17 protein-coding genes are annotated in these 19,547 nt (G+C 44.9%); 9 read left to right on the plus strand and 8 right to left on the minus strand.

Features of this window, described 5'->3' with window-relative positions; all coding sequences use genetic code 11:
- The first annotated feature begins 109 nt into the window (after positions 1-109).
- The 7 genes from ATB76_RS15000 to ATB76_RS15030 all read left to right on the plus strand — a co-directional run bounded on the left by ATB76_RS15000 (position 110) and on the right by ATB76_RS15030 (position 8,803).
- Positions 110-1,087, plus strand: a complete 978-nt coding sequence (locus ATB76_RS15000; protein WP_061035605.1) for a lipid A deacylase LpxR family protein — start codon at positions 110-112, stop codon at positions 1,085-1,087.
- Between the two features lie 144 nt (positions 1,088-1,231).
- Positions 1,232-1,972: a pyruvate formate lyase 1-activating protein gene (gene pflA / locus ATB76_RS15005; RefSeq protein ID WP_038866696.1), complete on the plus strand. Its 741-nt coding sequence runs from the start codon at positions 1,232-1,234 to the stop codon at positions 1,970-1,972.
- Between the two features lie 195 nt (positions 1,973-2,167).
- Positions 2,168-2,833 (plus strand): energy-coupling factor ABC transporter permease, encoded by a 666-nt coding sequence (locus ATB76_RS15010; protein WP_038875931.1) that lies wholly within the window; start codon positions 2,168-2,170, stop codon positions 2,831-2,833.
- 158 nt (positions 2,834-2,991) lie between these two features.
- Positions 2,992-3,492 (plus strand): YfbU family protein, encoded by a 501-nt coding sequence (locus ATB76_RS15015; RefSeq protein WP_038866692.1) that lies wholly within the window; start codon positions 2,992-2,994, stop codon positions 3,490-3,492.
- Between the two features lie 488 nt (positions 3,493-3,980).
- On the plus strand, positions 3,981-5,915 hold the full coding sequence (locus ATB76_RS15020; RefSeq protein ID WP_038867152.1) for a PrkA family serine protein kinase: 1,935 nt from the start codon (positions 3,981-3,983) through the stop codon (positions 5,913-5,915).
- Between the two features lie 45 nt (positions 5,916-5,960).
- Positions 5,961-7,232: a YeaH/YhbH family protein gene (locus ATB76_RS15025; RefSeq protein ID WP_042602670.1), complete on the plus strand. Its 1,272-nt coding sequence runs from the start codon at positions 5,961-5,963 to the stop codon at positions 7,230-7,232.
- Positions 7,233-7,243: 11 nt separating this feature from the next.
- Positions 7,244-8,803: a SpoVR family protein gene (locus ATB76_RS15030; RefSeq protein WP_038866687.1), complete on the plus strand. Its 1,560-nt coding sequence runs from the start codon at positions 7,244-7,246 to the stop codon at positions 8,801-8,803.
- An 81-nt stretch (positions 8,804-8,884) separates the two neighbouring features.
- On the opposite strand, the gene kdsB is transcribed toward ATB76_RS15030, so the two are convergent.
- From kdsB to ATB76_RS15055, 5 genes are read right to left on the minus strand one after another with little or no spacing between them, the layout of a single operon-like run.
- Positions 8,885-9,640, minus strand: a complete 756-nt coding sequence (gene kdsB, locus ATB76_RS15035) for a 3-deoxy-manno-octulosonate cytidylyltransferase (RefSeq protein ID WP_038866685.1) — start codon at positions 9,638-9,640, stop codon at positions 8,885-8,887.
- The gene (locus ATB76_RS15040; RefSeq protein WP_005378451.1) at positions 9,640-9,819 is read right to left on the minus strand and encodes a Trm112 family protein; all 180 of its coding nucleotides are present in this window, start codon (positions 9,817-9,819) and stop codon (positions 9,640-9,642) included. Before ATB76_RS15040 ends, kdsB begins: the two co-directional genes overlap by 1 nt.
- The gene (gene lpxK, locus ATB76_RS15045; RefSeq protein WP_061035606.1) at positions 9,800-10,807 is read right to left on the minus strand and encodes a tetraacyldisaccharide 4'-kinase; all 1,008 of its coding nucleotides are present in this window, start codon (positions 10,805-10,807) and stop codon (positions 9,800-9,802) included. The genes ATB76_RS15040 and lpxK overlap by 20 nt, the downstream gene beginning before the upstream one ends.
- Before the next feature lie 5 nt (positions 10,808-10,812).
- Positions 10,813-12,561, minus strand: a complete 1,749-nt coding sequence (gene msbA, locus ATB76_RS15050) for a lipid A ABC transporter ATP-binding protein/permease MsbA (RefSeq protein ID WP_061035607.1) — start codon at positions 12,559-12,561, stop codon at positions 10,813-10,815.
- A gap of 31 nt (positions 12,562-12,592) precedes the next feature.
- A complete protein-coding gene (locus ATB76_RS15055; RefSeq protein ID WP_061035608.1) occupies positions 12,593-14,851 on the minus strand; it encodes a DNA internalization-related competence protein ComEC/Rec2 in 2,259 nt (752 codons plus the stop codon).
- Between the two features lie 8 nt (positions 14,852-14,859).
- Here ATB76_RS15055 and ATB76_RS15060 point away from each other — a divergent pair, with 8 nt between their 5' ends.
- The gene (locus ATB76_RS15060; protein ID WP_005431694.1) at positions 14,860-15,369 is read left to right on the plus strand and encodes a DUF2062 domain-containing protein; all 510 of its coding nucleotides are present in this window, start codon (positions 14,860-14,862) and stop codon (positions 15,367-15,369) included.
- A gap of 199 nt (positions 15,370-15,568) precedes the next feature.
- Here ATB76_RS15060 and lolE read toward each other — a convergent pair whose 3' ends face one another.
- Genes lolE through lolC form a run of 3 tightly spaced genes read right to left on the minus strand, consistent with a single transcriptional unit; the run spans position 15,569 to position 18,724 of the window.
- Positions 15,569-16,813 (minus strand): lipoprotein-releasing ABC transporter permease subunit LolE, encoded by a 1,245-nt coding sequence (gene lolE, locus ATB76_RS15065; protein WP_038866676.1) that lies wholly within the window; start codon positions 16,811-16,813, stop codon positions 15,569-15,571.
- 2 nt (positions 16,814-16,815) lie between these two features.
- The gene (gene lolD / locus ATB76_RS15070; protein WP_038875924.1) at positions 16,816-17,523 is read right to left on the minus strand and encodes a lipoprotein-releasing ABC transporter ATP-binding protein LolD; all 708 of its coding nucleotides are present in this window, start codon (positions 17,521-17,523) and stop codon (positions 16,816-16,818) included.
- The gene (lolC, locus tag ATB76_RS15075) at positions 17,516-18,724 is read right to left on the minus strand and encodes a lipoprotein-releasing ABC transporter permease subunit LolC (protein ID WP_038875923.1); all 1,209 of its coding nucleotides are present in this window, start codon (positions 18,722-18,724) and stop codon (positions 17,516-17,518) included. Before lolC ends, lolD begins: the two co-directional genes overlap by 8 nt.
- Before the next feature lie 251 nt (positions 18,725-18,975).
- On the opposite strand from lolC, the gene ATB76_RS15080 reads away from it, so the two are divergent.
- Positions 18,976-19,545 (plus strand): PilZ domain-containing protein, encoded by a 570-nt coding sequence (locus tag ATB76_RS15080; protein WP_038866671.1) that lies wholly within the window; start codon positions 18,976-18,978, stop codon positions 19,543-19,545.
- The last annotated feature ends 2 nt before the right edge of the window (positions 19,546-19,547 follow it).

Raw genomic sequence — 19,547 nt, forward strand, 5'->3', positions numbered from 1 at the left:
GCTGTAAAGCATCGGCCTTTTTTTGTGTCTTGAACTAAAGTTGTGACATTGCCTAAGACTTTGTTCTCGATCTTACGTATGATGCCGAAAACGCTAGCAAACGAAGTATATGAAACTCAGTAAATTATTTATCCTTGCCTTGTTGTCGCCTGCTGCGATTGCATCAACAAAATCTACCGTCTCTTTCACTTTAGATAACGATGGCATATTTGGTGTCGACCAAGACTACACCAACGGCATTTTCCTTTCTTACGCGACCGATAAACTGCGTGAAGACAGCGAATGGAAGTGGTTCAGTTTAAACGGTAATGGTCAAGCCAACGTCGATAAAGTAGAACTTGTACTAGGCCACAAAATGTGGACGCCGAGTGATATAGAAGCCGACTACCCTCTTGTTAATGATCGTCCTTACGCTGGCTACCTACACACCGAAATAAACTATATCTCGATCACAGCAGACCAAGCCGTTCGATACAATTTTACTATCGGGGCAACAGGTGAAAGCTCACTATCAGATAAAGCCCAAGATATCGTTCACGGCATCACTGGCTCAACCGACCCACAAGGTTGGGAATACCAAATTGATGACGAAGTCGCATTCAGTGTTGGTTACCGAGCATTCAACAAACTGATGCGCGGCGAAGGTAAAAGCACACAATGGGAAATTACTAACGTAAACGACATCAACGCAGGTAACTTCCGTAGTGATGTATCTCAAGGTGTCATGTTCCGTTGGGGTACCAACTTAGCGAACAGTATCGGTGCGGCAAACATCAGTGTTGAAAGCCCATTCCACGCGAGTATGCTAGCGCAAAGTACATCCAGTTGGTTCTTGTTCACCGGCTTTGAAGGACGTTACCGCTTTAACGACATTACCATCGAAGGCGATCGTTCAGGCATTCCTGAGCCATCCGATCAATACGATGTGACGCTACAAAACTGGCAAGCAAGTGCGGTTGCTGGTGCAGCTTGGTATAACCGAAACTACGGCGCGAGCTTAACCTTTACCGTTAAAACACCGGATTATGAAGAAGCACAAACTGATGTTTATGGTACAGGCTCTCTGTCACTGTTTGCGTTCTTCTAAATATAAGTCCCTGTGCGGCGTGTGAGTTTTCATTCGCCGCTTTCTTTGCTCAATATCTCGCCAACGTCCCTCTCCAAGACTGTTTTAACCCTGCAATTTGTAATAAAATAACGGGTAGAATTTATTAAAAAATGAGAGCAAAAGATGTCAACAGCTGGTCGTATTCACTCGTTTGAGTCATGTGGTACCGTAGACGGACCCGGTATTCGATTTATCGTCTTCTTGCAAGGTTGTTTAATGCGTTGTAAGTATTGCCATAACCGCGATACTTGGGATACGCATGACGGCAAAGAAGTGACGGTTGAAGAAATTATTGCTGAAGCAAAAACCTACCGTCATTTCATGAATGCATCAGGTGGTGGCATTACTTGTTCTGGTGGCGAAGCGATGCTTCAACCAGAATTTGTGCGAGACTTCTTCCGCGCAGCTCAAGCGGAAGGTATTCACACTTGTCTTGATACCAATGGTTACATCCGTAAACATACCGATGTTATCGATGAAGTGCTTGAAGCGACAGACCTTGTAATGCTTGACCTTAAGCACATGAAAGACGAAATTCACCAAGATTTCATCGGCGTTTCGAACCGTCGAGTTTTAGACTTCGCTCGCTATCTACATAAAATCGGTCAAAAAACGTGGATCCGCTACGTGGTTGTTCCGGGCTATACAGACGAACCCGAAGCGGCGCATATGCTTGGTGAATTCATCAAAGATATGGACAACATTGAGAAAGTGGAACTTCTTCCGTATCACAAACTTGGTGCGCATAAATGGGAAGCATTAGGGCTTGATTACCCATTAGATGGTGTAAACCCTCCATCGAAAGAAACGATGGATGAAATCCAATCGATCCTTTCCCAATACCATCCAAATGTGAAATACTAAGTCATATTAGGTTATTGAATAAATTAAAAATACCAGCAATTCGCTGGTATTTTTTTACTCATATTACCGTCGAGAGTACCAAACAAATCAAAACATTTGGTGCCCTATCCTCGACACATTAAACGTATACAAACCTGCTACACAGTTAAAACGGTAAGTAAAGCTCGTAAGGAATCAAAAGTCAGGATATCAAACATGGATTGGTTTAATTTCGTATCGGTCATCATTGTTGGTTGGGTTGTAATCATGCATTGCCTACCCGATTGGCGAACAGTCGTTTGGCCTAAAATGGAACAAGAAAAACCATTTCAACATTTGATCTTCGCAACGCTCTTCTTGCTTAGCATTTTGTGGTCTGCACAAGCCGGTGTGAAAGAAGGGTTGCAAATCCACTTTCTTGCTTTGACAACGCTAACAATGATGTACGGTTGGCGAATGGCTTTTCTGCTCTGTATCCCTGCCATGATCATCAATCATTTGATTCACGGTATTCCTCTATTAATGCTGCCAAGTGCGCTCGTACTTTCTGCACTGGTACCAATACTAATAAGCTACCTCGTTTTTCTACTCAGCTATCAATATTTGCCACGCAATATTTTTGTCTTCATTTTTGTTGCGGGATTCTTCAATGGAGCACTAACCGGTAGCTTACACCTACTCATTAACTCGGTTTATCATCTATCAGTCGGTCATTACGACTGGCAAACCATCCAGCACAACTACTTTGTTTTTGTACCATTACTCGCTTTCCCCGAGGGGCTTCTTAATGGGATGTCATTGGCGGTCCTAACCGTATTCAAACCAGAATGGTTAAGAGTATTCTCGGATCGAGATTACATATACAACCACTACCACAAATAGCATGTCACAACGCATTCATACGCTGTTTGTAAACTGGCTAAATTTGATAATTCTTGCCATTTTTCATATTAAATATGTGTTGAGATCATGTTTCAGTAACGTCTGAAACGTTAACCTAAGCACATTAAAAATGTATTAGATTATTTAGTGAGGTCATCATGGAAATGTCAAACGCTCAACGTTTGATCTTATCAAACCAGTACAACCTAATGTCTCAGATGGACCCTAGCAGCGCAGCAAAATACAAGCGTCTACAGACCATCGTAGAACGTGGTTACGAGCTGCAAATGCGCGAACTGAACAAAGATTTTGGCTGCATTACTGAATCTGAATGTCGTGAAATCATCGACATCATGGAGATGTACCATGCGATGCAAGAATCCAACAAGATGCTGGATGACGAAGAGCGCAGCAAAGTCGATCAACGCCGCCTGCAATTCCTTGGTTTTGATATCGCAACAGAAGCCCAACAAGTGCATTACGTTCGTTTCCTTGTGGATTCTGAAGGTCTATATCCTCAATTTGATAAGGCTGATCACCACTTTAACAGCCAAATGCCAATGCAGGAAAAATACCAGCGCATGTTGAAAACATGGCGCAACTGCCCTCGTCAGTACCATTTGTGTGCAAACGAATTGGCGCAAATTTTCAGTGCATAACGCACTAAGCATTTGAAAAGGAGAGTAAACGCTCTCCTTTTTTCATCTCCCCTGTCACGATTTTATCAAATCTCACCTGTCAGCTTTCTCTACGCTTTCCCAAACACCACCTAGAATTCATTGATATCGACGATTTATCGCCAAATAATTGATTTCTTATACTGTCATTCACAACACAAATTCTTCTCTCATTAAACAGTGATTCAAATGTCACTTTTGCAATAAATTCATAATTGTTAAGCAAAATTGGAAATCCCCGACTAGGCTTAAAATGAGAAAGGGAGTGATTGAAAGGTACCTATCCACCGTCCTCCGTTGCAGTGAAAAATTGTCCATAAAGCAAAGCCTTTGGCGTGACCTAACTGGGGTTCGGTACAAACCAAATGCGATAACAGGGCGTATAAGTTCATACAACGAAGGACATATCAAAGGTGGGTAAGCCTGCGTCAACGTTCGTCGGTAGACTGACTATTAAAGGGGAAAGCGACATGAGTATTTTCGACCACTATCAATCAAGATATGAAGCTTCAAAAGATGAAGAGATGTCGTTGCAGGATTTCTTAGCCCTGTGCAAGGACGATAAAAGCGCTTATGCCAATGCAGCAGAACGACTTCTCATAGCGATTGGGGAACCAGAAGTCATTGATACTGCGCAAGATCCAAGACTGAGCCGCATCTTCTCAAACCGAGTGATCTCTCGTTATGAAACCTTCAAAGACTTCTACGGCATGGAAGACGCTATCGAACAGATCGTGTCTTATCTCAAACACGCCGCGCAAGGTTTGGAAGAACGAAAACAAATTCTTTACCTTCTTGGCCCAGTAGGTGGTGGTAAATCATCACTGGCTGAGAAGTTAAAAGCACTGATGGAAAAAATGCCGGTTTACGTGCTCAGCGCCAATGGTGAGCGTAGCCCTGTAAATGATCATCCTTTCTGCTTATTTAATGCTTCGGAAGACGGCGAAATCCTTAAGAAAGAATACGGTATTGAGCATCGCTACCTACGCTCTATCATGTCACCTTGGGCTGCAAAACGCCTGCACGAGTTTGGCGGTGATATCACCAAGTTCAAGGTGCTTAAGGTACGTCCTTCTATTCTAGACCAAGTTGCAATTGCGAAGACTGAACCCGGCGATGAAAACAACCAAGACATCTCATCATTGGTTGGTAAAGTTGATATTCGCCAGCTTGAACACTTTTCACAAGATGACCCAGATGCCTACAGCTACTCGGGCGCGCTATGTAAAGCAAACCAAGGTTTGATGGAGTTCGTTGAGATGTTCAAAGCGCCAATCAAGGTGCTACACCCTCTCTTGACGGCAACTCAAGAAGGTAACTTTAACGGTACGGAAGGGTTATCTGCTATCCCATTCGACGGCATGATTTTGGCCCACTCAAATGAATCAGAGTGGCAAACGTTCCGTAATAACAAGAACAACGAAGCATTCTTAGACCGTGTATACATCGTGAAAGTCCCTTACTGTTTACGTGTATCGGAAGAAGTGAAGATCTACCAGAAACTGCTTGAAAACAGTGAACTTTCTAAAGCACCTTGTTCACCAAGCACACTCGAAACTCTGGCACAGTTCAGTATTCTGTCTCGACTCAAAGAGCCTGAGAACTCGTCCATTTTCTCGAAGATGCGTGTCTACGATGGTGAAACACTGAAAGATACCGATCCGAAAGCGAAGAGTTACCAAGAGTACCGCGACTTTGCCGGTGTCGATGAAGGTATGAACGGTCTTTCCACCCGTTTCGCGTTCAAGATTCTATCGCGTGTGTTTAACTTCGACCAAACCGAAGTAGCGGCAAACCCTGTCCACCTATTCTACGTGATTGAGCAGCAAGTTGAGCGTGAGCAGTTCCCTTCTGAAATGGCAGAAAAGTACCTCGAGTTCTTGAAGGGTTACCTTGTACCACGTTACGTCGAGTTCATCGGCAAAGAAGTACAAACGGCCTACCTAGAGTCTTATTCTGAATATGGCCAGAACATCTTTGACCGCTACGTAACTTACGCAGATTTCTGGATTCAAGATCAAGAATACCGCGATCCAGAAACAGGTCAGCTGTTTGACCGTGCCTCTCTGAATGCTGAACTAGAGAAGATCGAGAAAACCGCTGGCATTTCAAACCCGAAAGATTTCCGAAACGAAATCGTCAACTTTGTGCTTCGTGCGAAAGCCAATAACAATGGTCTGAACCCAGTTTGGACCAGCTACGAAAAACTGCGCACGGTAATCGAGAAGAAAATGTTCTCCAATACCGAAGAGCTACTTCCGGTTATTTCATTCAATGCGAAAACGTCTTCTGAAGATCAGAAGAAACACGACGACTTTGTCGCTCGCATGATGGAAAAAGGCTATACCGAGAAACAGGTTCGCCTACTTTCTGAGTGGTACCTACGAGTACGTAAGTCATCCTAACCAGTTTGAGTTAGGTCGCTTGTGAAACATGAAGAGGGCTATTTCATGGCGCAATTTATAGACCGAAGGCTCAATGGTAAGAACAAGAGCGCTGTTAATCGACAGCGCTTCTTGAAACGCCATAAAGAGCAGATTAAAGAGTCGGTAGCTGACGCAGTGAATCGACGCTCGATCACAAACACGGAAACGGGCGAAGACGTTGCAATACCGCACAAAGACATCAACGAACCTATGTTTCATCAGGGTAAAGGGGGCATACGTGAGCGTGTGCACCCTGGCAACGACCAATTTATTACTGGTGACAAAATCGAGCGCCCGAAAGGTGGAGGTCAAGGTGGTGGCGCAGGAGAAGGCAATGCGAGTCCTGATGGCGAAGGCCAAGACGAGTTTGTTTTCCAGATATCCAAAGATGAATATCTCGATATCTTGTTCGAGGATTTGGAGTTACCCAATCTTGAAAAAAATCAGATTGCTAAAATAACTGAATGGAAGACCCATCGTGCGGGTTACCAAACTGCAGGCATTCCGTCCAACATTGCCATTGTGCGTTCGTTGCAGCAATCACTTGCTCGACGTACCGCAATGACAGCAGGTAAAAAGCGCCTTCTTAATGAACTAGAGGATGAGCTTACTCGCATCAAAAACATCGAGCCAGCTCAGCAGCTCGAGGAAAATCGTCTAAAGAAGGAAATTGAGGATCTGCGCAAGAAAATCGAAAGCGTGCCCTTCATTGATACCTTCGACTTACGTTTCAAGAACTATGAGAAGCGCCCTGTGCCATCGAGCCAAGCGGTCATGTTTTGTCTGATGGACGTTTCAGGTTCTATGGACCAAGCCACCAAAGATATCGCAAAACGCTTCTATGTTCTTTTATACCTGTTCTTGACGCGCACCTACGAAAATGTAGAGGTCGTATTCATTCGTCACCATACTCAAGCAAAAGAGGTCGATGAACATGAGTTCTTCTACTCGCAAGAAACGGGTGGAACAATTGTGTCGAGCGCTCTCAAGCTAATGAACGAAATCGTGCAAGACCGCTATCCTGTAGGCCAATGGAACATCTACGCCGCACAGGCATCCGATGGGGATAATTGGGCTGACGACTCTCCACGTTGCCGTGAACTCCTAGTGAATAAACTGCTTCCTAACTGTCAGTACTATTCATACATTGAGATCACCCGACGCTCACACCAAACGCTATGGCATGAATACGAGAAGCTTGCTGAAGCCTTCCCAAACTTTGCCATGAAAAACATCCGCTCTGTGGAGGATATCTTCCCAGTCTTCCGTGAACTATTCCAAAAAGAAACGGCGTAAGGAGGCTAGCGATGAATACCGCAACGAAAAACCTTTCGGGGGAAGCTTCGAAGAAGCGCAGAGAAAATATGCTTCCAGACGGCCCAGACTGGACGTTTGAATTGTTGGAGCGTTATCACAAAGAAATCAAGCGTGTCGCGGAGCATTATCGCCTCGACACTTACCCAAACCAAATCGAGGTGATTACCTCTGAACAAATGATGGATGCATACTCAAGTATCGGTATGCCCATCAACTACAATCATTGGTCGTTTGGCAAAAAGTTCATCCAAACTGAGCAAAACTACAAACACGGTCAAATGGGCTTGGCTTACGAGATCGTGATTAACTCCAACCCATGTATCGCTTATTTGATGGAAGAGAACACCATCACGATGCAGGCGCTTGTTATCGCTCACGCTTGTTATGGACACAACTCGTTCTTCAAGGGCAATTATCTGTTCCAAACGTGGACCGACGCCAGCTCGATCATTGACTATCTCTTGTTTGCGAAGAACTACATTGCGGAATGTGAAGAGCGATACGGGGTGCATGAAGTTGAGCAACTACTTGACTCATGCCATGCATTAATGAACTTCGGTGTAGACCGCTATAAGCGTCCCGAAAAAATCTCTATTAATGAAGAGAAAGCACGTCAAGAAGAGCGCGAAGCCTATCTTCAATCTCAAGTGAACGAACTTTGGCGTACCGTTCCACAGGCAAAAACTAAAGAAGAAGATATCAAGATTCGTTTCCCAAGTGAGCCACAGGAAAACCTGCTTTATTTCTTCGAAAAACATGCGCCATTGCTGGAGCCTTGGCAGCGTGAAATTGTCCGAATTGTCCGTAAAGTCAGCCAGTACTTTTACCCTCAGAAACAAACCCAAGTTATGAATGAAGGGTGGGCAACATTTTGGCACTACACGATTCTGAATCACCTTTACGATGAAGGCTTAGTATCAGAGAAGTTTATTCTCGAATTTCTACATAGCCACACCAGCGTTGTTGCTCAACCTGCTTATAACAGTCCGTACTTTAGCGGCATTAACCCCTATGCGCTTGGCTTTGCGATGTTCAGAGACATAAAACGTATCTGTGAAGAGCCAACCGATGAGGATAAAGAGTGGTTCCCAGAAATTGCCGGAGCCGATTGGTTAGACACGCTTCACTTTGCGATGCATAACTTCAAAGATGAAAGTTTTATCAGCCAATACTTGTCACCAAAGCTAATGCGAGATTTTAAACTTTTCGCCATTAATGATGATGATCGTAAGAACTTCGTTGAGGTTGCCGCCATTCACGATGAGATGGGTTACAAACGCATCCGAGAGGCGCTAGCCGCACAATATAACTTAGCCAACCTAGAGCCAAACATTCAGGTATTTAACGTGGATGTGAGAGGCGATCGTTCGTTAACACTTCAATACGTCCCTCATAACCGAATTCCATTGGATAACAGTTATGAAGAGGTGTTGAAACATGTTTATCGCTTATGGGGCTTCGATGTGATTTTGGAGGAAGTAAAAGATACCGGACACCGAGAGATTCTCTCAACCTGTCCGAAACGCAATCAGTACGACACAAATATCTAGAACTCCCTTTCTACTAATGAATAAAAGAAAAGGCTCCTAACTTAGGAGCCTTTATCTATCTAAATCAGTCAGTGCGGTGTACTAAGCTTGCTTTGCAATAATTGTTCTTACCGCTTCAAGGTCGGCTTGCGTATCCACACCTGCTGCTGGCGCTTCTTTTGCAACCGCAACATGAATCTTTTCACCGTACCAAAGCACACGAAGTTGCTCCAGGCACTCGATTTGCTCAAGTGCACTTGGTTGCCAATTCACATAAGTGTTGATGAAACCAGCACGGTAAGCGTAGATGCCGATGTGACGCATTAATGGATTTACGATAGTTTTGTCTTGCTTGGCAAAGTTGTCACGATCCCAAGGGATCGTCGCACGACTAAAGTACATAGCGTAACCACGCTCGTCCGCTACTACTTTTACCGCATTTGGGTTAAAGACTTCTTCTTCCGATTCGATTTCAACCGCAAGCGTTGCCATTGGTGCATCGCAACCTGCTAGGTTATCAGCCACTTGGCGAATAATAGACGGCGGAATCAATGGTTCATCACCCTGAACATTAACCACAATGTGGTCTGCAGGAATCGCCATTTTTTCTACCACTTCTGCTAGTCGCTCAGTGCCAGATTCATGGTTTGGCGAGGTCATACAAACCTTGCCACCAAACTGCTCTGCAGCCGCCGACACGCGCTCATCGTCAGTCGCAATAATCACGTCTTCAGCGCCCGCTTGTAACGCTTGCTCATAAACCCATTGGATCATTGGTTTACCACCAATGTCTGCCAACGGCTTACCCGGTAAGCGGCTTGACGCGTAACGCGCAGGAATGACAACCGTAAAAGACATTAGCGTCCCTCGTCCATGCTCATGGTTCTTGCTTCTGGTTCAAGGAGAACAGGAATACCCTCTTTGATTGGGTAAGCAAGGCGATCTAATTTGCAGATCAACTCTTGATTATCTTTATCGTACGTCAGCTTACCTTTGCACACAGGGCAAGCTACAATCTCAAGCAGACGGTGATCCATAAGTCGCTTTAACCTCTTTTATTCGATTTAAAATTCGTTCTGCATCATGTTGTTCAAACTGAGCAGAAACAGGAAGATACCACCAATTGTCTTGCGCATAGCGGTAGCATTTAACGGCATCTTTTTCTGTCATAATCACATTCGCTCCTTGTTGAGCCAATGCATCTAATTCTTTTTGGTCAAAGTCCTGATGATCGGCAAACCCTTTCGTGACTTTGACATCCGCATTCATTGCGTTAAGTGTATTAAAAAAACGAGGTGGATGCCCAATACCAGCAAATGCGACTAAGTCTTTCAACTCACTAACATCCACGTGCTGCTTCGTCTTCAAATTGATCGCCTTTGATGGCGCTAAAGACATTGGCATTTCGCCATGCTGAGCTTGACCACCATTAGTGATGATAAAGTCGACTTCAGCAAGACGCTCTACCCCTTCACGTAGTGGGCCAAGTGGAATAAGGCTTTCATTGCCAAAGCGGCGATAACCATCAACGATAACGAACTCGATATCTCGCTCTAAAGCGTAATGCTGGAGGCCATCGTCAGTAATAATGATGTCAACGCCATTTTCAAGCAATGCTTTCACCGCATTAGCACGAATCGGGTCTACGGCTACTGGCGCACCAGTACGACGATGAATTAGCTTAGGCTCATCACCACAGTGTTTCGCTGGTGTATTATCATCAAGAACAAGCGGATACTGAGGTGCTTTTGCGCCATAACCACGCGATACCACTCCAGGTTTATAACCCATTAGTTGCAATTGCTCTACCAGCCACACTACCACTGGCGTTTTACCATTGCCACCAGCGGTAATGTTACCAACGACCACAACAGGCACGGGTGCTTTGTAGGCTTCTTTCTTGCCGACTTGGTATTGACGGCGTTTCGATTGGCTTATCGCACCAAACAGCAAGCTTAATGGCCACAAAAGCGGCCATAGCAAGCATTTAAGCGGATGGTTTTCGAACCAGATCTTTTCAATCACAGCGCTTAGGCACCAAATTGAATTCGATGAAGCTGGGCATAAGCGCCATCTTTAGCGATCAAATCAGCATGACTACCACGCTCAACGATAGCGCCTTCATCGACTACAAGGATTTCATCAGCGTTTTCGATGGTCGACAAACGGTGAGCAATCACCAGTACCGTCTTGTCTTTTTGCAGTTCATCCAGCGCCGATTGAATAGCACGTTCCGATTCCGTATCCAGAGCTGACGTTGCCTCATCAAGTACCAGCACAGGTGCATCACGTAGAAGTGCACGTGCAATTGCGACACGCTGGCGCTGGCCACCTGACAAACTCGCACCATTTTCGCCAATCATCGCATCTAGGCCACCGTCCATTTTACCAATGAACTCCATCGCATGAGCCAGTTTGGCTGCACGCTCAATGTCTTCACGTGAGTATTGTTCTTCTGTCGCGTAAGCAATGTTGTTTGCAATCGTGTCGTTGAACAAATGTACGTTTTGCGAAACAAGCGCAAACTGCTCACGAAGATTCTTAAGCTCATAATCACGAATGTCATGACCATCAAGCGTAATTGAACCACTGCTTACGTCATAGAAACGGTTGAACAAGTTAGCAATGGTACTCTTTCCTGAACCTGAGCGCCCAACGAGAGCAACCGTCTTACCTTTTGGAATGTCAAAACTGACACTCTCAAGTGCTGGTTTTTCTGCACCTTCATAAGTAAAGCTGACATCTTTGACAGTTACATCGCCTTGCGCACGCTCTACTTTGAATTTACCTTCGTTCTTTTCTGGTTCTAGATCGACCAGTGCAAACAAGGTTTGGCTTGCCGCCATACCGCGTTGGAACTGTGACGTAACATTCGTCAGAGCTTTCAATGGACGCATCAAACCAAACATCGCAGAGAATACAACCGTAAATGTACCCGGAGTCAACTGGTCTTTAATTGAGTCGATACTAGCAAGGTAAAGCACGACAACAATCGCGATAGATGCAATCATTTGAATGATCGGGTTCGCAGCTGCTTGAGCTGTCACTAGCTTCATGCTTTGCTGGCGCATCTGATTGCTGACTTTCTCGAAGCGTTTGCCTTCGATGTCTTGACCACCATAACTTAGTACGACTTTATGACCTTTCAGCATTTGCTCCGCGGAAGCCGTCACATGACCCATCATGGTTTGCATGTTCTTTGAAATTTTTCTGAATCGTTTAGAAACGATACCAATACCCCAAGCAACAACAGGAGCAACAGCAAACAGTACCAAAGACAATTGCCAGCTGTTGTAGAACATCAAAACCAACAAGCCAATGATACTTGCACCTTCACGAACGATACTGACCAATGCTTGGCTAGTTGCAGCAGATACTTGCTCTGAGTCGTAAGTGATACGTGACAATAAGTTGCCTGTTTTTTCTTTATCAAAATAAGCAACAGGCATATGCATAAAGTGGTTGAACACCATTCGTCGAATTTGCATCACGACGTTGCCGGAAACCCAGCTCAAACAATAGGTCGAGACAAACCCACTCACACCACGAATAAACATCATGGCGAAAACAATTAATGGGAGTGTGCGTAGAAAGTCTGACTCTGCATTGCCAAAACCTTCATCAAGAAGTGGTTTAAGCAGGGAAATCATGTAGGTATCTGAAACAGCATTAACGACTAATGCAATGACAGCAACGATCAAACCGGCCTTATAAAGGCGAATAAATTGCCATAGACGCTTAAACGTCTGCCAGGTCGTTTCATCAGTATTTATCGACATAGAAGTGCTTTATTTTCTTACATTAAGACTCTTATTCTACTCCCTTACGCAGCATCTGCCTATACCAAGGGTCAAATGTCTCACTTCGTTTAACTTCGAAGTGCCAATTGTCTTGCTCAATAAACACCGATACTTGACCATCACTGCCTGTGTCTAACCAAAGCGCCTTGCTCTCTTCATAAGCTGATACAACATTTTCAGCAGGCATCCCCCATTGATTACTTTTTGCGAGAGAAGCAATGGCTAATTTGGGGGAAACAGCTTGAACAAATTTGGGGTTCGAAGAACTCTTGCTGCCATGGTGAGGAACCAACATCACATCACTTTCTAGTTTCTCAGGTTCACGCATGAGTATCCATTCACTTATGGCTTCAATATCTCCCGTCAGCAGCAGACGGAAACCAGATTGAGAGTCGACTACCCTAATCACACAAGAGTGGGGATTGTAGGCACGTTGAACCAACTTCGGTGGCCACAACACTTCCATATTCAAGGATTGCCATGACCAGTACTCCCCTGCAACGCACGCTTTGTAGTCAGTGTAATTCTGGCTGCTGAACTTATTGGTCGGATTGAAAGCACTTTCGATGTATTGACGACCTCCTGCATGGTCAGAGTCCGCATGGCTAATGATGACCCCATCAATGGAACCGTAACCTCGACGATGCAAAGTCGGGGCGATAACCTGCTCAGCAATGCTACCGCTCCCCCATCCTTTACCTGTGTCATAAAGCAATACCTTGCCGCCTTTTTCGATCAATACTGCAAGCCCATGCCCAACATCGAGAACATCCACTCGCCATCGGTCTCTAGTTGAATCATGAAAGAACACCACACAAGTCGTGACCAAAAGTAATAAAAGCAGTCCGTTCGCCCGAAAAAAGCGACCAAGCAAAAGACAAGCACTTGCCACACCGACAAGAAGCGTTGCTTTTAAACTGAGAAACTGCCAACTCCCTGTGGCAAAGGGTAAAGACCAACTCAATGGCCATAGCGCCCAGTCCATGCCTTGCCAAAACCACGCCGAAATGAAATAAGAGCAAAGTGAAAACATAAGTGCAAGAAACATCAGAGGGACCACAATCATCCCAAACCAAGGTATAAATACTAGGTTATAAATAATTGAGGTTAGACTGGTGCCAGAGAAGAAATACCCGCTGATCGGCACGATCAACAAAGTAAGTACTAACTGTACTTTCAACAACAAGATCAACTTGCCCTTCCAATCCCCCTTGTAGCTCTGAACGGCATTCACCGCAAGCAGTACCGCAACAACAGAGAGATACGACAACCAAAAACTCAGACTAAGAGAAGCAAAAGGTTCAATGCAAAGCTGAATAGCGACTGCTAACAGCAATACACGCCAAGCGCTCCAATACACCAGCCAAAACTTTAATGACACATAAATAACACAGACAGAAAAAGCTCTTATCGTCGGCAAAGAAAAATCTGCAAGCCAAGCGTACAAAAACGCGGTGATAATCCCAATGACAGGTGGTAACAGCTGGAGATTGAAAAAAATATACCGAAGCGCAACCCCGGCGAAAATACCAAAACTGAATGCCATCCCAATATGCAAACCGGAAATAGAGACCAGGTGCAATAACCCACTATCCCGTAGCAGCTGCCAATCTTGATACGTTAAAAGTGAGCGGTCACTAAAGGCGAGCGCATTGATGAGTGGATAATGTTTGAGGCGCGAGATGCTTCCAGAAACCGACTGAATGATTTGCTGACGAACAGAGTACGAAGAACGAATCTGCCACTTGGCATTACGTGACGACGTTGCCCTTGCAACAATTCCCTGCCCAATGGCTTGTTGCTCAGAATCAAAACCCGCTTCATTTCTCAACCCTAGAATGGGTTTAAGTGAAACTTGAGTAGTAAAGTCACTGTTAACAGGCAGTGGGAAAGGGGTTATCAGACGGATTTTCGGTTTAAGAAAAGGTAACAGGTTTTGAGAATTCACCCCGCGAACCACCGCAATTCCTTCATATCCGTGACTTATTTGCGTAAAAGGGCTGTCAACTTTACCAATTATGGTAATATTCACCCCTGCTTGAAACAGGGCTTGTCTTTGATGTTCCATAACATTGCCGTGGACAATAACAACCATACAGCCCGAAATTACGCCTATGCTAATTAAGCCTCGACGTAATTTGATTATTGAGCCAATGGCAATTATTCCCAGCAGCAACCATCGCCAATCTGGCATCGTCGGCCACCATGCTGACGAAATAACGCTCGCGACAAATAATGCCAAGGTCCAACTTTTTTCTAAGAGAGTCATGTCGTCCTATGCCTAGAAAGCTGATAAAACGCTTCATGCCAGATCATGAAATGATCAAACGCCAAAAAGCACTAAAGGTCTTCGGCAACGTGTTATACAACCCAAACTTGTGGTGTTTAAACCGTCGCTCTGCATCTGGTGCTTTTGCTGTTGGCTTATTTATGGCGTTTGTTCCGCTTCCGAGTCAGATGATCATGGCCGCAGGTCTCGCCATCATGCTTGGCGTTAACTTACCGCTTTCTGTTGCATTGGTATGGATCAGCAACCCTATCACGATGCCAGTGTTGTTCTACTTTGCGTACAAACTTGGCGCTTTGGTTATGCACGTTCCTCCACAGCCATTCCATTTTGAGTTGTCGTGGGAATTCATCATGCAACAAATGAACACTATTGGACCACCGTTCCTACTAGGCTGCGCAATATGCGGCGTTGTATCAGCCATCATTGGCTATTTTGGTATTCGGGGGCTTTGGCGTTACTCAGTCGTGAGAAGCTGGCAAAAACGTAAGATAAGATAAGTACTTATTCTTCAATTAGCAGGTTGTAGAGCATCGAATGGAGAACAGTTAACGTTCGATATGAAAGGCGCTGTAACTCAAGTATGAAGTCTACCGAGCCATGACAGAGATAAGCTGAACATAGATAAAAGAAAGGACCGAGATTCGGTCCTTTTTTGTGCCTGCCGCTTGAGAGCGGCGGCTAAAGTCTTTCTTTCGATTACTTGGAACTCAATACCGCAGCAGGATTGAGCTTCGCTGCGCGAGAAGCAGGGTACCAAGTTGCTAACAAGCTCAACATGATTGCCGTTCCCGAAACCAAAGCCACATCAGGCCAATGCAACTGGGAAGGTAAGAAGTCAACAAAGTAGATGTCACCCGATAAGAACTGATGTCCGATTAAACTCTCTAACGCTTTAATGATGGGGGTTAAGTTTAGCGCGACAAACACACCAACAATACTGCCTGCAATACTTCCGAATACGCCCGAGAACACACCTTGCCATACAAAGATGCGTTTAATTAGCCCATCTTTTGCGCCCATGGTGCGTAATATCGCAATTTCTGCAGCGCGATCTTTTACAGCCATCATCAATGTAGAAACGATGTTGAAGCTTGCAACACCAATCACCAGAACCATCACCAAGTACATAATGGTGCGAACCAGTTGGATGTCGCGATACAAGAAACCAAATTGTTGTTGCCAGCTCTTGAGGTAGACATACACATCAATCAGACTACCGACTTCACGCACGATCGAAGGTGCGTTAAGTACATCATCTGTCTTCAATGAAATCCCTGTAACACCATCACCTAAACGCGCATACGCCTGTGCATCTTTTAATGGAACCAGTGCGAGTGAATGATCGATCTGGCCGTTAAGCGTTAAAAAACCTGAGACTTTGACTCGCACACGTTTTGGTGCTTGAACTTTGCTGGTGCTTCCCGTCTGCGGAATCATTAACGTAACGTAGTCACCAACCTCAACATTTAATTCGTTGGCAACTCCACGCCCCAGAATGACTTGCTGCTGACCAGCATAAAAATTCTGCCATGCTTGGGGATCAATAAAATCAGACATGCTTGATACGGCCTGCTCAAAAGCCGGATCGACACCTCGTACTTCAACGGCTTTAAGCTTGCTGCCTTTTTCCGCCAAACCAGTAAAGCGAACATAAGGCGCCGCCGCGACAACATGTTCATGACTCAATGCCTGATTCATGGTTTTGGTGTAGTTGTGCAGTGGTCCATTGACCCCTTCTAACTCACCATGCGGAATAACTGATAACACGCGCGATTGCAGCTCACGTTCAAAACCATTCATTGCTGAAAGGCCAATAATGATAACCGCAACGCCAACCGCAATACCAATCGTGGAAGAAAGCGAAATGAACGACACCATTTTGTTACGCTTTTTAGCGCGACTGAATCGGCCCCCGATCATCAGTGCTAGAGATGAAAACAAAATTAGCCCTCCGCAACCGCTGTTTCAGTGATAAAGCGATCCACCAGCAAGCCATCTTGCATATGCATTTGGCGATCCATTTTCGCGGCTAACTCGTTATCATGAGTAACCACTAAAAAGGCAATGTTCGACTCTTGGTTTAATTCACGCATCAAATCGTAAATCGCCAGAGCAGTGTTGTGGTCTAAGTTACCCGTTGGCTCATCCGCCAATACCAGATCAGGCTTGTTCACCAAAGCTCGTGCAATGGCTACGCGCTGACGCTCACCACCAGAAAGTTCGGACGGACGATGATCCATGCGATGACCTAACCCCACCTTTTCGAGTAGAGTTTGAGCAGCTTCTTTTGCTTCCGATACTTTCGTTCCACCGATCAGCAGGGGCATTGCCACATTCTCTACTGCCGTAAAATCCGCCAACAAATGATGGAATTGATACACAAAACCAAGGTGTTTGTTACGCAACGCGGCTTGTTTATTTGAACTCAATGCAGATAGGTCTTGGCCAAGAAAGTCGACCTCACCTTGTGATGCGTCGTCCAACGCACCAAGGATGTGCAGTAAAGTACTTTTCCCTGAGCCCGATGAGCCAACAATTGACACTAACTCACCTTTATCAATATCAAAGCTCACGCCTTTCAACACTTCTGTATCTAACGATCCCTCTCGGTAGACTTTACGAATATCACGACATTCTAATAGCTTATTCATAGCGAAGTGCCTCAGCAGGTTTAACAGAAGATGCTCGATAAGATGGATATACAGTTGCAGCAAGACTCAGAGCAATCGCCAGCACTACCACTAATAAAATTTGGAATGAATCGATAACAATTGGCAAATGGCCACCAAAGCTAAATAGCGCCACACCAGCCGCTTCCAGAATCGCATTGAGGTTAAGCGACAAAGCCACGCCTACCACTCCACCAACAATAGCGCCAATTACGCCACTGCTGGCACCTTGAACCATAAAAATAGCCATCACCTGAGATTGCTTCATCCCCTGGGTTTTGAGAATTGCGACTTCAGATTGCTTCTCCATCACCACCATGATCAAAGCAGAAATGATGTTAAACGCGGCAACACCGACTATTAAACCGAGCATCAAGCCCATCATGTTCTTTTCCATTTTAACCGCTTGGAAAAGTTCACCGCGTTGTGCACGCCAGTCACTCCACTGCCAACCTTCAGGCATAGGTTTATCAGCAAACTCAGTCACCATAAACGGGTCGGAGAAAAAGACACGCCAACCAGAGACCGTCTCTTTAGGTAAGCGCATCAACTTTGCCGCATCCGTCATGTTCACAATCATCAATTGTCCATCAACGTCCGAGCCAGTATTAAACAACCCCGCAACGGTAAAGTTACGCTGACTAGGAATACGCCCTAACGGAGTAAATTGTGATGCATTCGTTACCATTAAACGCACTTTATCGCCCATTGAGACTTTTAACGATCGCGCCAAGCTGTGTCCTAAGAAGACCTTATACTCACCCGCTTTTAAAGAAGACAATCGACCTGCGATTAAATGGTTTGAAATAGGGTCGCCTTGTTTTGGTTCAATCCCAATCAAGTAGCCCGCAGTCAATTGTGCAGAACTTTGAATAACCGCTTCTCCACGAACGATCGGTTCAGGCTTTGCCGTCGTAGACATCTTCTGGATAAATTCAGGCGCCGTCGCTGTCATTGGCGTTTTGCCATCATGCTGTGAAATTACGGCGTGAGGTAACACACCTAAAATGCGCTCTTTTAGTTGCGCTTCAAAACCGTTCATGACTGAGAGTACGGTCACAAGCGCCATCACACCGATCGTAATGCCTGCGGTCGACATATAAGACACGAATCGACTGAACCTATCTCCGGAACGACCCCGAAGATATCTCAAGCCAATAAACAAAGAGATAGGATGATACATATAGGACAAACCAACTGGTTTTCTAATAGTGCTAAATAATAAGAGTTATCTTACCTTACTCTTACAATGAAGAAGACAAGATAATCGCTAAATTTGTCAACGACATGCAATAAGTCCATTTTTAAGCGAGAAAGTTCACCCAGACAAAACATGGAAACTTGATAACTTATTTCAGTTAGCGATAATCAGTGCCCTATCCCTCTCTTTCTTCAATGAAATGAGAGTGCTCGTTGGCAGAAAAGGACCGATTAATGACAGAGCAAGAATACTTCACCGTACACCACAACCTCACTCTTAATGTCGAAACATTAGGAGCGGACTTCGTTCTGCCTGATGAGGAAACCTTTGTCTCGGAAATTCCAACGCCTTTTATTGTCGCAAGCGAATTTAGCCATTTAGATATGCTGGCAGATAATGCACGCCTTGAACTACAAACTAAAGAGCTGAAACACGTCATCAGCCTGTTGGATACACAGAATTCAAAGCTCAACCTTTTACTTAGTTTTATGCTCTCTCAACAAGACGATGCAACACTGCGCTTTCAAACCACTCAGTTTGGAGCAAGCCAGCTCAGCTATCGCTCAGAAACTGAAATTGAGACTCAACAATTAGTGCGAGTAAAACTGTTCTTAGATCACCCTGCTGCAGCCATTTACTGCTACGCTCAGGTAGTGGCATGCGAGCCTTGTGACCGTGGTTTCATTACCACTCTGAGGTATAAATTGCTCAGAGAAGCCGACCAAGATTTATTGATCAAAGCCGCTTTGTACCAACAACAAAAACTACTGCGTCAGCGTTCACTAGAGCGAGATAACAAATAACG

Source organism: Vibrio sp. MOR3 (assembly GCF_001557775.1).
GTDB lineage: Bacteria > Pseudomonadota > Gammaproteobacteria > Enterobacterales > Vibrionaceae > Vibrio > Vibrio jasicida.

Excerpts from the sequence above, each read along its gene's own strand:
- ATB76_RS15000 (WP_061035605.1), top strand. The coding sequence starts at position 110 with ATGAAACTCAGTAAATTATTTATCCTTGCCTTGTTGTCGCCTGCTGCG.
- pflA (WP_038866696.1), top strand. The coding sequence starts at position 1,232 with ATGTCAACAGCTGGTCGTATTCACTCGTTTGAGTCATGTGGTACCGTA.
- ATB76_RS15010 (WP_038875931.1), top strand. The coding sequence starts at position 2,168 with ATGGATTGGTTTAATTTCGTATCGGTCATCATTGTTGGTTGGGTTGTA.
- ATB76_RS15015 (WP_038866692.1), top strand. The coding sequence starts at position 2,992 with ATGGAAATGTCAAACGCTCAACGTTTGATCTTATCAAACCAGTACAAC.
- ATB76_RS15020 (WP_038867152.1), top strand. The coding sequence starts at position 3,981 with ATGAGTATTTTCGACCACTATCAATCAAGATATGAAGCTTCAAAAGAT.
- ATB76_RS15025 (WP_042602670.1), top strand. The coding sequence starts at position 5,961 with ATGGCGCAATTTATAGACCGAAGGCTCAATGGTAAGAACAAGAGCGCT.
- ATB76_RS15030 (WP_038866687.1), top strand. The coding sequence starts at position 7,244 with ATGAATACCGCAACGAAAAACCTTTCGGGGGAAGCTTCGAAGAAGCGC.
- kdsB (WP_038866685.1), bottom strand. The coding sequence starts at position 9,640 with ATGTCTTTTACGGTTGTCATTCCTGCGCGTTACGCGTCAAGCCGCTTA.
- ATB76_RS15040 (WP_005378451.1), bottom strand. The coding sequence starts at position 9,819 with ATGGATCACCGTCTGCTTGAGATTGTAGCTTGCCCTGTGTGCAAAGGT.
- msbA (WP_061035607.1), bottom strand. The coding sequence starts at position 12,561 with ATGTCGATAAATACTGATGAAACGACCTGGCAGACGTTTAAGCGTCTA.
- ATB76_RS15055 (WP_061035608.1), bottom strand. The coding sequence starts at position 14,851 with ATGACTCTCTTAGAAAAAAGTTGGACCTTGGCATTATTTGTCGCGAGC.
- ATB76_RS15060 (WP_005431694.1), top strand. The coding sequence starts at position 14,860 with ATGCCTAGAAAGCTGATAAAACGCTTCATGCCAGATCATGAAATGATC.
- lolD (WP_038875924.1), bottom strand. The coding sequence starts at position 17,523 with ATGAATAAGCTATTAGAATGTCGTGATATTCGTAAAGTCTACCGAGAG.
- lolC (WP_038875923.1), bottom strand. The coding sequence starts at position 18,724 with ATGTATCATCCTATCTCTTTGTTTATTGGCTTGAGATATCTTCGGGGT.
- ATB76_RS15080 (WP_038866671.1), top strand. The coding sequence starts at position 18,976 with ATGACAGAGCAAGAATACTTCACCGTACACCACAACCTCACTCTTAAT.